The sequence below is a fragment of the Niabella aquatica genome (assembly GCF_054779315.1).
On sequence record NZ_BAAGYM010000006.1, the window covers coordinates 1 to 14,066 of the forward strand.

General features: G+C 41.5%; 8 protein-coding genes. All 8 read right to left on the reverse strand.

The genetic code is table 11. The features are described from left to right. Nucleotides 1-167: 167 nt before the first annotated feature. The 8 genes from ACYVBM_RS05885 to ACYVBM_RS05920 all read right to left on the reverse strand — a co-directional run bounded on the left by ACYVBM_RS05885 (nt 168) and on the right by ACYVBM_RS05920 (nt 13,850). A complete protein-coding gene (locus ACYVBM_RS05885) occupies nt 168-317 on the reverse strand; it encodes a hypothetical protein (protein ID WP_460684702.1) in 150 nt (49 codons plus the stop codon). Between the two features lie 144 nt (nt 318-461). After that, entirely contained in the window at nt 462-3,128 is a 2,667-nt protein-coding gene (locus ACYVBM_RS05890; protein WP_460684703.1) for an alpha-L-rhamnosidase, read from the reverse strand. A 135-nt stretch (nt 3,129-3,263) separates the two neighbouring features. Further along, the gene (locus ACYVBM_RS05895) at nt 3,264-4,904 is read right to left on the reverse strand and encodes a hypothetical protein (protein ID WP_460684704.1); all 1,641 of its coding nucleotides are present in this window, start codon (nt 4,902-4,904) and stop codon (nt 3,264-3,266) included. A 3-nt stretch (nt 4,905-4,907) separates the two neighbouring features. After that, entirely contained in the window at nt 4,908-5,798 is an 891-nt protein-coding gene (locus tag ACYVBM_RS05900; protein WP_460684705.1) for an alpha/beta hydrolase, read from the reverse strand. Nucleotides 5,799-6,088: 290 nt separating this feature from the next. Further along, entirely contained in the window at nt 6,089-7,210 is a 1,122-nt protein-coding gene (locus tag ACYVBM_RS05905) for a DUF4998 domain-containing protein (protein WP_460684706.1), read from the reverse strand. A gap of 43 nt (nt 7,211-7,253) precedes the next feature. After that, nucleotides 7,254-8,453, reverse strand: a complete 1,200-nt coding sequence (locus ACYVBM_RS05910; RefSeq protein ID WP_460684707.1) for a DUF4959 domain-containing protein — start codon at nt 8,451-8,453, stop codon at nt 7,254-7,256. Between the two features lie 18 nt (nt 8,454-8,471). After that, nucleotides 8,472-10,406 carry a RagB/SusD family nutrient uptake outer membrane protein gene (locus ACYVBM_RS05915; protein WP_460684708.1) on the reverse strand — a complete coding sequence of 645 codons (1,935 nt, stop codon included), beginning with the start codon at nt 10,404-10,406 and terminating at the stop codon, nt 8,472-8,474. A 21-nt stretch (nt 10,407-10,427) separates the two neighbouring features. Beyond that, a complete protein-coding gene (locus tag ACYVBM_RS05920; protein ID WP_460684709.1) occupies nt 10,428-13,850 on the reverse strand; it encodes a TonB-dependent receptor in 3,423 nt (1,140 codons plus the stop codon). Between the last annotated feature and the right edge of the window lie 216 nt (nt 13,851-14,066).

Consider the following 14,066-nt stretch of genomic DNA (forward strand, 5'->3'; position numbering starts at 1 on the left):
AGTAAAAATACTCACCCAACAAACAAATGATGAATTTGACACCCTCTCTTAATGTACGAAAATAATCGTACAATGACTATCTTTTAATTTTCGGGAACACCCTAAATAACACCTTCCAATATCTTTCTGAAAGGATATATCTTTCCGAACGGTCCCTGTAAGTTATATCAGTTGTCAGCCTGCGGATAAAAAATGGCAAGGCCTACCCTGCTATCTGCACCGCCGTAATACAGGAACCATTTGTTTTTGAAATAAACAAGGCCTTCAATAAAAACAGCGCCGGCCGGGTAAGCCAGTTCCTGTTCAATATTTTCCATTCAGCAAAACGAACTGGATGTATTTGTTTTTTTAAATTTTTAACAACCATTGTAAATGCTTTTCCTGAGCTCTAAAGAGGTTGAATGAATACTAAGTACACTCCATACAATACGTAACAATAAATCCTTTGTATAAATCCTTATTTACCTGATCGTAAATACCTGTTTACCTGAGGATACCTGAACCGATGCCGTGTTTTTTATTTGCTCGTTATTCCGGTAAACAGCTTTGCTTTTTAATTCAGGGAAAGTGATGGTTGCAGTTGAATTAGAAGGCACTATCACTTCGTACTCAATTTTATTTTTAATCCGTTTCCAGGACGAAACAATTTTTCCGTAGGGACCGTTATGTGTTGCTGTAAAGTAATTCAAGTCTTCAGGAAAAGCGGGGGCAAAGATCACATTTTTAAAGCCGGGAGCATTTTCATCCGGCCTGATGCCGCCAATACCTTTAAAAAACCAACCGCCTATCTCACCAAACATCATGTGGTTATCTGAAATATCCCTTTCCGCTTTCAGGTCCCAGTTTTCCAATAAGGTAGTAGCGCCGTTCACGATCCACCAGCCCCACGATGGATATGTATCCTGTACCGCAACTCTATAAGCCGACTCTTTATAGCCATTATCGTTAAGCGCGTTTAACAGTGCTTTGGCACCCAGAACGCCTACATCCAGGTGAAAGTTTGTTTCTTCTACCTTTTTATTCAGGTTGGCAGCAACTTTTACTATCATATCCTCCGGAACAATTTTCCAGTGCAGCGCCATACTCAGCTCTGTTTGTGTGCCACTGGCATAAATACCGCTTTGACGGTTCAAAAATTTATTATTAATAGCCTCTTTTATCTTTTTTCGTAAGGCAGTGTACTTGTTATGATCTTCTGTTTTTCCTAACAGTTTTGCAGCTTTAGCTAATATATCAGCATCTACATAAAAATAGATCGACGAAGTAAGCTCCAGATTGGAAGTTGATTTTACTGGCACCCAATCGCCTCTGCCAAAACTTGTTAACCCATCCGGGCTGATGCGATCTACGTAATTCACATAATATTTAATATTTTCATAGTTATCCCGCAGCGGGCGGCTATCACCATAAAACAGGTACAACTGCCACGGAATGATTGCAATGGTACTGGTCCAGTCCAATCCGTTTGCGGTTCCGTATCCCCAACCTCCTGTTGGAATAATATCCGGCAATACACCATTCGGCTGCTGCTCGTCACGATGATCCGCCAGCCACTTTTCGTATACAGTAATCCCGTCAAAATTGTACAAAGCAGTCTCGATCGCTAAATGCCCATCCCCTGTCCAGCCATTCTTTTCACGCTGGGGGCAATCCGTAGGATAGCCCATCAGGTTAGACAGGTAAGCATTATTGGTAGCTGTCCAAAGCTTATTGATCAATGTAGAAGAAGTTTCAACGGAGCCTGTGGGTTCGACATCACTATGTATAAAATATGACGTAACATTATGCTTATTCAGATCAACCGGAATGCTGCTGGTTATTTCCACATACCGGAATCCTTTATAATTAAACTTCGGCATAAATTCATCTTCTTTGCCGCTTAGAATTAAAATATCGGTCTGGAAAGGGTCGGCCTCTTTATTTCCGCGATAATATACATCTATATTGGACATATTTACCCGCCCATTGTCATAAAGCCGCTCTCCGTGCCTTATCTTTAAAATGGTTCCTTCCTTCCCCTTTACCTGTATCTTCGTTACCCCTGCCATATTCTGGCCCATGTCGAACACACAGGTAGTATCATTGATCTTATTGATTTTGATGGGTTCAAAAGCCTTTGTTAACCGAATGGGAACCAGTTGTTGTGAAATAATTTTATCGGCAGGTACACTCCTGTAGCGTACTCCCTGCCATTTGGAATCATCAAAACCCGGTTGATTCCACCCTTCCTGTTCTAACCGGGCATCGTAATGCTCTCCGGTGTAGATGCTGTTCGAAATAATCGCTCCCGAGGAGGTTTTCCAGTCACGCTCTGAACGAATAACGGCTACCGTTCCGTCTGTGTACACAATTCGCAGATCCAGGCAAAAAGCAGGCCGGCCCCGCCACGGAGCATTATGGAAATCCCATACAGCAAGGGATTGGTGATTATACCAGCCATTGCCTAAAATAACCCCGATGGCATTCGCACCCCGCTGCAGTTGATTGGTGACATCATACGTTACATATGTCAGTCTTCTGTCAAAGCGGGTATATACAGGATCCAGCATATGATCCCCCACTTTCTTTCCGTTCAACGACAGCTCATACAAACCTGCTGCTGCAATATAGGCCTTTGCTGACCGGATCGTTTTGCTCAGCTTAAATTCTTTCCGGAAATAAGGGGCCGGTTTATAATGTATATCATTATGATCACTGATCCAGGTTCCCTGCCAGTTATGCTCCCCCATCATCCCGGTTTCAAAAGTTGCGATGCGGGAAGATAAAGCATGCCCTTTATTATCCTTCACGTTTACTTTCCAGTAATATTTAGTAAACGGCTGTAATGGCTTACCGGCGTACTCCAGAAGTTGGATACCGGCATCTGACTTCGGGCTTTCCCACATATTTCCTTTTCCGTTCAACACTGCGGCCGAATCCGTTCCCACAATAAGTTGATAACCGGGTTGTGCGTTATTCGCATCGACCTGCCAGGTGAAGCGCGGGTGGGGATCATCGATGCCAAGAGGATTCTGTAAATACCCGGTTCTCAGGTTTGTTACAGTAACTGTTTGTGCCGAAAGGGTATTTATACAAATACTAAACAGGAAGTAGCCGGCAACTCTCGCAAACACATTTGTTTTTTTCAATACTTTTTGTTTTGTTCTTTTATAAAAAACAACTTTTAGCGGTGTATGGAAAATTCATTTTTAATAATCGCCAGAAGCGACAGCATCAACCCGTGAGGAGCGGACGCTTTATACAGCATTATCTAAAAGTTGCATTTATTTGCCATTGGTAAGCAATAATTTTATTCGCTGATGTTCAGGAGTTATCCGGAATATCACCTCCTTCTCCTTCACAAAATCTCCGGTTAAGGCCTTAATGCTATAAGGATGATTTTCAAAATTGCCATGAACCATTTTCTGCTGAACATCAATAAAAGGTAACGCAATATTTTTACCTTTCTGCATATCTATAAACCATTTTTTGTTACTGCTCGTCTTCAAATATACTGACAGATCTCTTTCAGTAAACTCAAAATACAGCGTTCCGGTGATATTTTCCAGCGGCCACGCGATTTTCAATTTGCCTTTTTCTTTATCATCCACAGCAGGTATGCCGCCCTTCAATAGTTCTTCCCTGCCATTCAGTATCACTTTAAACCAGCCGCCGGCGTAGCTTCCCTGTTTGCTCCACAGGTAGCCATCCATAACCGGCAACGTATAAAAAACGCATTCATTAGACGTAACAGGAACTTTCTCATAGCTGGATGGAAGCGATTCATCAAAAAGATGAATATCCCTGAAACGCAGCGTACCTCGTTCCCACAATAGATTTACACGATAATAACGGCTGTTGAACCACACTGTTTTTTTATCACCATTATGCACATCTTCCAAAGCTGTAAACGATGTAGGCGGTGTAACCGGGAATTGTTTTTTAAACCACTCGCCCGATTCGGCTAAGGTTTCAACGCGGATCTTTTTTTCGTTTCTTAGTTTCTCAATTAAGGGAAACTGCATCTCTAACCCCTTTGACATGGCACTCCAGGTAAATGAATTCTCCTGCCCTGCCTGTGTGTAATTAAAAACCATAGAAGGCCCTTCAATTAACTGCTTAAAAAACCAGCGTACCCAGGCTGAATCGCCACCCGCTTTTGGATAAACCGGCTCTAAAGTAATAACGCCCTGCCTTGCCTGCTCCAATCCATCATCGTACTGGTGAATGGGATCACTGCCCAGCATCCTGAAAACCGGAACGGGTATTTGCTGCTCTTTATTTTGTGCAGGCATGTAAGCATTCCTTTTGCTGGGATAATAAGCCTGGTTCCAGTATCCACCCCATAACGTGTAACCATCCGTACCGTACTGATCCTTGCAATTAGCCGATGCAACTATCTGATATTTTTCGTACATGTAATTTAAACTATGCTCATCTATAAACCAGGAGGCCACAGATTTAGGATAGTAACCAAAAATATTTTTGAAATCCGCCATGTATACATCTATAAGCTTTTCTCTTTCTGCAGGCGTATATCCGGTAGAAAATCCCACATCAGCATGCCAGTCCCAGGGATAACGTCCCCGCCATTTCATCCCGGCTTTTTCTACGAGTGGCTGCGGAATCTCCCACCATCCGCCAATTTCAAAAGATCCGGCAGGAAGCGATTTCAATAGTTGCTGATAGCGCTCGTCTATCAATGCATCATATTGCAATAAAAATGTACCACCCAGCCTGTGTTTTTTCATCAGCCTGATTTGATTGACCACCGTCTGGTACAAAACATCTTTTGTAATATTATCCGGATCACGCGGCTCAATATCCCGGATAAAATTGATGATATTTACAATGCGGGGAGACTGGGCGCTGCTCCAGCCAGATATCATACCACTTATAACAAGACATACAAAAAGTTTCCTCATAAACTATCGGTATTTTATTTTCGTATTCCATTTTTCTGATAATATCCATTTAAAGCAGGGTTCCGTCCACTGCACCGCCACATCTTTAATATGATCCACTCCAAAACCATGACCACCCTTTGCATATAAAAACATTCTCACCGGAACACGATGCTGCCTTAATGCCGCTTCAAAATACAGGCTGTTCTGCACTTTTACTACTTCATCGTCTATAGCAGAAACCAGGAATGTCGGCGGTGTTTCACCGGTTACCTGCAATTCGTTTGAGTATTCCCGGATCTTTTCAGGTGTTATATCTGGCCCTATCAGATTATTTCTAGAATCCCAATGGGTTAAACTATCCGCAAAGCTCACCACCGGGTAAACGGCTACTAAAAAATCAGGTCGCAGACTGGTATGCTTAGGATTATGCAACACTGTTTTATTGAAATGCGTGGCAACAGTGGTTACTAAATGCCCGCCAGCAGAAAATCCCATAATGCCTACTTTGGCAGGATTGATTTTATACATACCAGCATTTTCTCTTACATATTGAAGCGCCCGCTGCGCATCGGTAAGCGGAACGATTTCCTTGTGGTCCATTCTTTCCGATTTAGGCAACCGGTAATCTAAGAGAAATGCAGTAATACCTGCTTCGTTTAGCTTTTTACAGGCAGGAATACCTTCCCAGTCATTAGCACGACCTCCGTAGGAGCCGCCGGAGCATACAACTACCGCTATATCCGATTTCTTTTGGGCGGGCTTGTAAACCGTAAGCCTGGGTATCTCTGTACCTTCTTTGGCGTAAAGAATTTTGCTTTCGGGATAGAGCGGGATGGTTGTTTGCGCATTTAATGAAAAACAGGTAAAAGTAACACCAACCAAAAGAGCCATTTTCTTCTTTAACAGGAACATATTATTGTATAATTTAGTATACCTAAAATGGAAAAGTGAAATATATTTATTTATTGATCTAATCTTCTTTTCCTATACTCAGTAAATGGTGAAAGATCATATTGTGATATTTGATTGCATATTCACAGATATATACTTTTTATTCCATCATTTATTGATCTTTTACCGGGCGCAGCGAAGTTTTTATCCCTTTATCCCCAGAACTTTCTTCTTGTTTTCATATTCCCTAAATTTACTGTGACTAAATTGATTTTCAATTTTACTCCAGTTTATAAAGCTGTAGTTAATAATTAATATCCATAAATATTAATTTCTCCCAACACCATATTGTTCTCGGGCCCTGTCACTCCAATAAATTTAAAGTATCTTGCTGTAATTGGCGCACCTAAGTTATAGAGCTGCTCTGCATTCAGAAACCGGTTAAAATTGAACGTTCCTAAATTACTCCATGTAACATTATCATCGCTGACCAACATTTGAAAAGTATCGGGGGCCCTGTTATCACCATCTGGTTTTTCATAAGTAGTTATTTGCAAACCAAAGCCTGTTATAGTTTTTTTACCTTGCATATCTACAACTGCAAAATGCGGATAAGTTCGCCCAACCAAAGTATGCCACCTTGTTGCGGCTGTACCGTCAATAAAATTTTCGACTCTATTATCATTGCCACCATGATTCGATGAAAAATCTACCACTTTCCAATTTGTCTTATCGAACATAAAGTTTTGATAACTTCGATATGCTGTGTAAAATGTATCAATTGCAAGCGTATCCGGTAAATAGAGGGTCCTGTACTTTAAAGGGGCCCCGGTTTTACAGTCCTTTAATAACGAAGTAGTAGTGTTAACACTCGTTGTAACACGCTGTTCGTTATTTGAGTTATCGGTATATGTAATTTCTGTTGCAAAAGCCCCTAAGGTTTTATCAATATTTCTCCAGTTGATCGTTACATCATTGTTTGCATTGATTACGGCAGACAATACTAACCGGTTGCTCAACGACGTTTTATAAGCATCCCCATAAGACCTGCCCGTGGCATATACAGGAACAGATTTATTACCTAGCGCATCATAAGTATATATCTGAAAGTTATATAAGTTCTCAGGCAATTGAATAAATTGCTTCACTGTATCTGTTCCTCCCGTTCTTGTGACAGGAACTTCTAAAGAATCTTTCAAGCCGTTCCAATATATTCTGCAACTTGTCACTTTCGGATCTGAGCGGAACAGCCCCTGGATCAATACGCGTCCGTCACCCGGATATACTTTTACGGAATCTATCTTTCCTGTATAGGAAATCTCTCCACCTTCAACAAACTTTTTATAGTCATCTATTTTAGCACAAGATGCAATAAGGATAAATGAAAGTATCGACAGGTACATCCATTTTCTGTTTCTATATAATTTTTTCATGTTCAAAATGCATTTTCATTTTACAATAATTAATTCCTGCATGTTATCGGGTATCGCCATATACATTTAGTTCTAAGATCTCAAACCAGGTACTTCCCATCCAATTTTGCAGACATTTAATCCTCAAATAGCGCACTTTACCCACATTTGGATCCATATTGTAATCAAATCCAGCAATGCCGGCATCCCAATCTTCCTGAGAAGTCGTACCATAAGGCAATCCGGACGGTTTGATATTTTCAAATGCTCCTAATTTTGTCCAAGTACTCCAATCCGGATTAGCGGTTGCGGATCCCCATATCTCAAAGCGGCGAAGCTGTCCGTTATAAAAAAACTGGTGCTTACCATTGCTCATAAACTCTGAGTAGTTCCATATTTTTATCCGGCTCAATTTGGCCATCTGCCCAAGGTCAAACGTAATATACTGTGGATTGGGGTCTGCAACATCAGTCATCATACGATTGCTATTAAGGTTCTGATTGTTCCCATCCCACATCGTTGGAATACCTCCCGTTACTTTTTGAATTTTGGCATCTCCATCAAGATGAAGCTCCTTATATAAAGATTTACTTAAGAGTTCCTCATAAAAGGGGCTGATGGCAGTGAAAACAGTATCGGTATAGTTCAAAAACTTATCACGTACGGTCACTCCAAACTCTTGTTTGAGTGTATCCAACCCGCGTGTAGTTTGACTAATCATTAATTGTGAAGTGTATATAAACGGTAAGAACGGTGCCCATTTGCCAAGAGAGTCCTTTCGGACGATTTCCAATGCGACATTCGCCTTTTCAGGATTCTGTGCGGTAAAGCGCACCCCGGCAAAGTCGGGCAATATTTTCAAACTTCGATATACACTCCATATCGGATTTTCCAAAGGTTTGACCTTTACTAACACCGGGTCTGAAGCTGTTTCACTCCGGTTATATGAATAAATCTTCACCTCACGTTCTTCCATGTCGCCAAAACCATCCAGTTCCATCGTATTGGTGTAATACGATGACTTTACTTCTCTGGATACACCAGGGCGAATATCATAGACGGCCTTAATATAGAGTAAGTCCTGATCTTTGGGCAAGGTATAGGTTAACTTAACCTTACCCGCTTTGTTTTCAACAGTTACATTGCTGACCTGACCCGGGGGCGTATCATTTCCCTCCAAAGGACCTAATATGTCTTTTTTGCATGCTTCTGTTATCAAAAGGCATAAACATAAAGCACATGCATAGATTACTTTATTCTTCATTTTATCTCATTTAAATAATTACCAACCGGGATTTTGAACAAGATTCGGATTAACTGACATCTCGGCTAACCGTATAGGCCAGAAATAATCGCGAGGTGCAATAAACTTTTGCTGAAAAATCGTGCGCACCTGGTAATAGCCGATTGCATCTCTTTGTGAAACAGTCCAACCGCGCACAGGAGTATTCAGTTCTCCAGCTGCTTCTTTCCAACGTCGCAGATCCCAAAAACGGCTTCCTTCGAAGGCCATTTCTATCAGGCGTTCGCGATGGATGATAGCACGCATACCTTCTTTAGTAGATGGTTTCAAGGGATTTGTGGAATATTTTTGCCATGCAGTTGTAACTGGTTCCAAGCCGGCCCGTTTGCGAATGAGATCCAAATATTTGTGCACATCTTGCACCGGCCCTTCCATTTCGTTTAGCGCTTCAGCGTACATCAGGTACACATCAGCCAGGCGGATCTCAGGCCAGGGGTATTCCCGTACAGAGGTATTAGCCGCAAAACGTGATTCCCAATTCACCAGTTTTTTGGTGAAATAGCCCGTTTCTGAGAAAAGATTAAACCCTGATCCAGCGCTTATTTGACCGGATTTGGCTTTGACGGTATAGGCCTCATAATCTTTTCTGGCCGGCAAATCGGCAGTCAACCATTTTCCGCCGTCGAAACCAATGCTTGCATAGAAGCGATTTTCACGATCAAAATTCAGTCTTGCCGTTTGGTAGCTGACTTCAAAATTGACACGCTCCGCCGCAGTTGCTACCCGCAGTTGATTGATTTCATTAAAATTGTAGGTGTTATCCTCTTCGATAGGCACGCCATGATTTGTATAGAATTGTTGTACAATTTTCAACGAAGGTGCCAGAGAGGCCAATGCGGAACCCGTTCCCATGTCTGAATTAAGTAATGGCTGAGCCGCTTGCTGTAAACGATTAGCCAGGCTATTTGATAATCCCCATATTATTTCATCATTCCAACGCGCGGTCACTGCACCACGAATACTCATCTGTGTCATGGTCGTATCTGACATTTGAAATTCAGGAATCGTATAATAATACAACTTGTTTCCTGCAGCTTCTGCGTCATAAATGGCTTCCTTTGCGGCATCCGCAGCCAATTTCCATTTTTCCTGGCTATAAGTGCCGTTAAACAACAGCTCACCATCTTTATTTGCAAAGTCTTTATAGTCTGTATTTCCGTTGAACAAGGGACTGGCAGCCATCAACAATAATTTCGCTTTCACGGCCCGGTTGATGGGCTTTGTGATCCGGCCAAGTTCATCTGTTTTATTGTTAATGATGGAAGGCAGATCTTGATAAGATTCATCTAATAGCTTGACGATATAATTAACACATTCATCCACCGGGCGACGGCTTACCCGCACTTCCTCTGCAGGAGCTGAAATTGGAATGTCTTTTTCTATGATAGGGATAGGGCCATACATTCTTAAAAGGTAAAAATGGTAGTATGCTTTCAGAAATTTTACTTCCGCTAACCAACGGGCCCGTTTATCCACGGGCAGATCAAGTACCTTTCCCGTATTACTAACATTTTCTAAAAAGATATTACAGTGTCGAAGTGCTTTAAATAAAGGTTTACCTTCCTGAAAACCATCCCAATAATTATCAGCAGGATCAGAAGTGTTCTGTTGACCTCTGGCAATAACACTCCAGTTTGCGGCACGGAAATATTGCCGATAATCGGGTATCCACAATTCGTCGCCGGCCAAAAGACCAACATTGCCTTCTGTAGAACCACTACTGGGTAAATAACTGTAACAGGTAAAAAGATATTTCTCGGCTTCTACCGTATTTGCAAAAGCGTGATCAATTGTTGCTACATTATCCGGAATAACATCCAAGTAGCGCTTGCACGAGCTGGCAAAGAATACCAGCATGATTGCAAGCATTGAAATCAATCTATTATTCATTGAGTTTTTTTTATCTATTTTCATGATATTCTCTTCTTTAAATGCTTATAATCCTAAGTTGATACCAATATTATATACCCGTTGTACAGGATAGCCCAGGCCATTGCCTCCCATTTCTGGATCCCAGGTTTTAAATTTGCTGATTACAAATAGGTTGGTTGCGTTTAAATAAATACGAAGGTTGGATAGTCCTATACGGGGCAATATTCTGGATGGCATGACGTAACCCAGTTCTACCGTTTTCAGGCGGAGGAATGCCCCATCTCTTAGCCACCACGTGGATGTCTGATTATTGTTGTTATTCTGTATGTTACTGAGCCTTGGCCAGAAAGCATACAAATTCCGGTTATCTTCCGACCAATGATCCTCTGCAATTACGTTCAATAAGCCATTTTGTTTTCCTCCGTCAGTAACAAATGGTGAAATAGCACTCGGAGAAATAAAAAACGATGATCTTGCAGATCCCTGGAAAAAAGCACTTATATCAAAGCTCTTATAACCAAAAGTACCTCCAAACCCATAAATAATTTCCGGTGACGTAGGTAAACCGATAGGTACTCTATCAGCTTCATTAATAACACCATCCTTATTAACATCCCGATATTTAATATCACCCGCACCATACTTCGCTTCACTGCCAGAACCAAAAAACTGAGTAGGTGAGTTGGAGACCTCATCATCGTCAACGAATAATCTTTCAGCTATATATCCCCACTGTTGCGTTACCGGATACCCAACATGAGAGCGGTACCATTCATTATCCGGATATACAACCTCGTCGTATACCGTAGCTTTATTCCTGGCATAGGTTACATTCGCTCTAAGTTGCGTCCACATGCTATTCGAAAAATTCTTGTTATAATTCACGCCTATATCAATACCTTCCGATTCTGCTTCTCCCACATTGGCAGACATACCGGCTTGTAAGCCCAAAGTGCCGGGTATATAGCTACGCGCCATAAGAATATGGCTTCTTTTTTGTCTGTATGCTTCAACAACGACATCAATACCATATAAAGTAAGATCTAATCCAAAATTCAACTGGCGAGACTCTTCCCACCCGATCTGATCGTTTGCATACCTTGAAATGGAAACTCCCGGTCTATAATAGTTCCATTCTGTTCCGAATCTTGCCCCATAATCGCCGTTGTTCAGGTTGACATTCGACATGTAAAAAAAGCGGTCGTTGTCGTTTCCTATAGCATCATTACCTACCAGGCCATAGGATGCCCGCAACTTAAGATTAGAAATGTGGTCTTTTAAACCCGAAAAAAATTCTTCATTTGAAACAGACCATGCCACACCTATGGAAGGGAAGAATCCCCAGCGGTGGTTTTGGGCAAAACGCTCGGAAGCGTTATATCCGAAGTTGAATTCCGTTAAATAACGGGAATCATAAATATATTGGAAACGTCCCGATAGCGAGGTATTTCGTTTTGGTAAAGATGCTTCCAGCGTTTCATTATTATTGTCATTTAAATGATAATAACTAACCAGCGAGTTTTGAAGGATGCCGACCAGCATTCCATTAACATCATGTTTGTTTCCAAACTTATGAGCATAGTTGGCGGATAACTCTGTGTAATACCTATTCGTTTGATCTTTATCGCCAGGAGTGTAATCAAGATATTCTCTTCCTGTTGCTCCTACAGAATTCGGGCCTCCATCGTTTAAAGCTATAAGATTGGTTGCCCCATCTATATTACTTGCGCGATAATAGAAAGGTGAATAGCGGCGTTGCGATGCAAAGCGGGCATATCTATACACATAGGCCATCGCTCTCGCAGATAACCCTTGTAGTATGAAACGCAGATCCTGTTGCACCTGGAATTGTGCATTGATCGTGGATGTACTATAACGTTGATAGCCGGACACCATATTTGCATAGGGATTCGTATAGAGCACAGATGAGCTTCCCGTCACTAATGAATTTCCAAACATGGGATGGCTTGTAAATGGTGATAATTCAGCCGGATACATTACGGGAAAGGCAACCGGATTGGCCTTAAGCACCGAATTAAAAATATCTGTTCCACCTCCAATAGGTCCCTGGTAATCGTCAAATTGTCCGGAAACACGGATAATCATTTCAGTAGTTTTCGTAACGTTCAGCGTGTTATTGGCACGAATAGAATAATTCCGTAGTTTAATGTTATTACCAAATTTGTTGGATGAGTTATTTTTCAAAACACCATTATCTATGTTATAAGTACCTGCGATATAATATTTAGCTACTCGTCCTCCGCCTGTTATACTAGTATTAAAACGCTGGTTCATTGTATAATCTTTTATCATCAAATTCATCCAGTCGTTACTTGGGTAAAGTAACGGGTCTAGGCCCCTTTCCGTGTAATCGATCTTTGCCTGTGAATAGGGAAGTGCAGCCAACGGATCTCGTGTTAATGCACCTTCATTGGCTAATTTCATATAGGTTATATTATCAGCCATCTGAAAATTGCTGGTATTGCTGGATATAGAATTCTCTGCCCGAAAATCAAATTTTGTTTTCCCTTCTACCCCCAACTTTGTGCTGACAAGCATAACGCCATTAGCTCCCCTTGCCCCGTACACAGCTGCCGCTGTAGCATCTTTAAGTACAGAAAAACTGGATATATCGTCGGGCTGTAACCGTGCCAGGTCGGTATTTGAAGATTCAATACCATCAATCAATATCAATGGGTCAACCTTACCACCTCCGAAAGATCCAAGGCCTCTGACAAAAAACTGGGCATTGTCTGCCCCCGGCTCACCACTTCGCTGATAGGATATAACACCTGCTATTCGTCCTGCAAGCATGGTCGTGAGGTTACTCGTAGGCCCTTTAAGTTCTTTAACGTTGACCGTAGTAACGGCACCTACAAGATTTTTTTTCTTTTGCTTTCCAAAACCTACTATTACTATCTCTTCTATCTTTTGCCGCTCCAGATCCAATTCCAATATAATGGTCATTTCCCGTGCGTTTCCCACGGCTATTATTTTTTCTTTATATCCTACTGAGGTAACTACTAAAGAATCTGTAGCTGCATCTATTTCAATAATAAATCTTCCGTCTACATCAGTTGAGGCACCGCGCCTGGTTCCTTTAATGTAGGCCGAGGCGCCGGCAATAGGCTCACCTGTTTCACTCACCACCTTACCGTTCAACACCCACGAAACAGGCGCCAGTTGCTGCTGTTTCCTCGCTGTAATCAGGATGGCCTTATCTATTAATTGATAGGTAAAAGGCTGGCTCTCGAAACAAGCATCCAATGCCTGTTTCAATGAAACATTTTTCAAATTGAGGGAAAGGCTGTGGGCATTACTTATTTCTTTAACGTCTGCCAGTATGGAGCAGCCACCTTGTTGGCCTATCCGCTCTATTACATTTTTAAAAGGTTCATTTTTTGTCCTGATGGTTATTTGCTGAGACCACGCGGCAGCGCTCAGTTTCAAACAAAATGCTGTCATCAGCAAAACAGTCAATTTCATTATTAAAAAAAATTTAAACTTGTTTTTTTTACAAGCAAAAGGCAAACAGTCAATTTTTAGCAATACATTATTGCCTTCACTACGAATATTAAAATTCATACATTTGTGTTGTTATGGTTATTAGATAATCAATGAGTCCAACATTTGTTTATCCCGACCTAACGCTTCCGGAAGTGTTGCTGCACTTCCGGCTTTGTTTTAGAAAAGGTCAGTTGT

Excerpts from the sequence above, each read along its gene's own strand:
- ACYVBM_RS05895 (WP_460684704.1), bottom strand. The coding sequence starts at position 4,904 with ATGAGGAAACTTTTTGTATGTCTTGTTATAAGTGGTATGATATCTGGC.
- ACYVBM_RS05910 (WP_460684707.1), bottom strand. The coding sequence starts at position 8,453 with ATGAAGAATAAAGTAATCTATGCATGTGCTTTATGTTTATGCCTTTTG.
- ACYVBM_RS05885 (WP_460684702.1), bottom strand. The coding sequence starts at position 317 with ATGGAAAATATTGAACAGGAACTGGCTTACCCGGCCGGCGCTGTTTTT.
- ACYVBM_RS05915 (WP_460684708.1), bottom strand. The coding sequence starts at position 10,406 with ATGAAAATAGATAAAAAAAACTCAATGAATAATAGATTGATTTCAATG.
- ACYVBM_RS05920 (WP_460684709.1), bottom strand. The coding sequence starts at position 13,850 with ATGAAATTGACTGTTTTGCTGATGACAGCATTTTGTTTGAAACTGAGC.
- ACYVBM_RS05905 (WP_460684706.1), bottom strand. The coding sequence starts at position 7,210 with ATGAAAAAATTATATAGAAACAGAAAATGGATGTACCTGTCGATACTT.
- ACYVBM_RS05900 (WP_460684705.1), bottom strand. The coding sequence starts at position 5,798 with ATGTTCCTGTTAAAGAAGAAAATGGCTCTTTTGGTTGGTGTTACTTTT.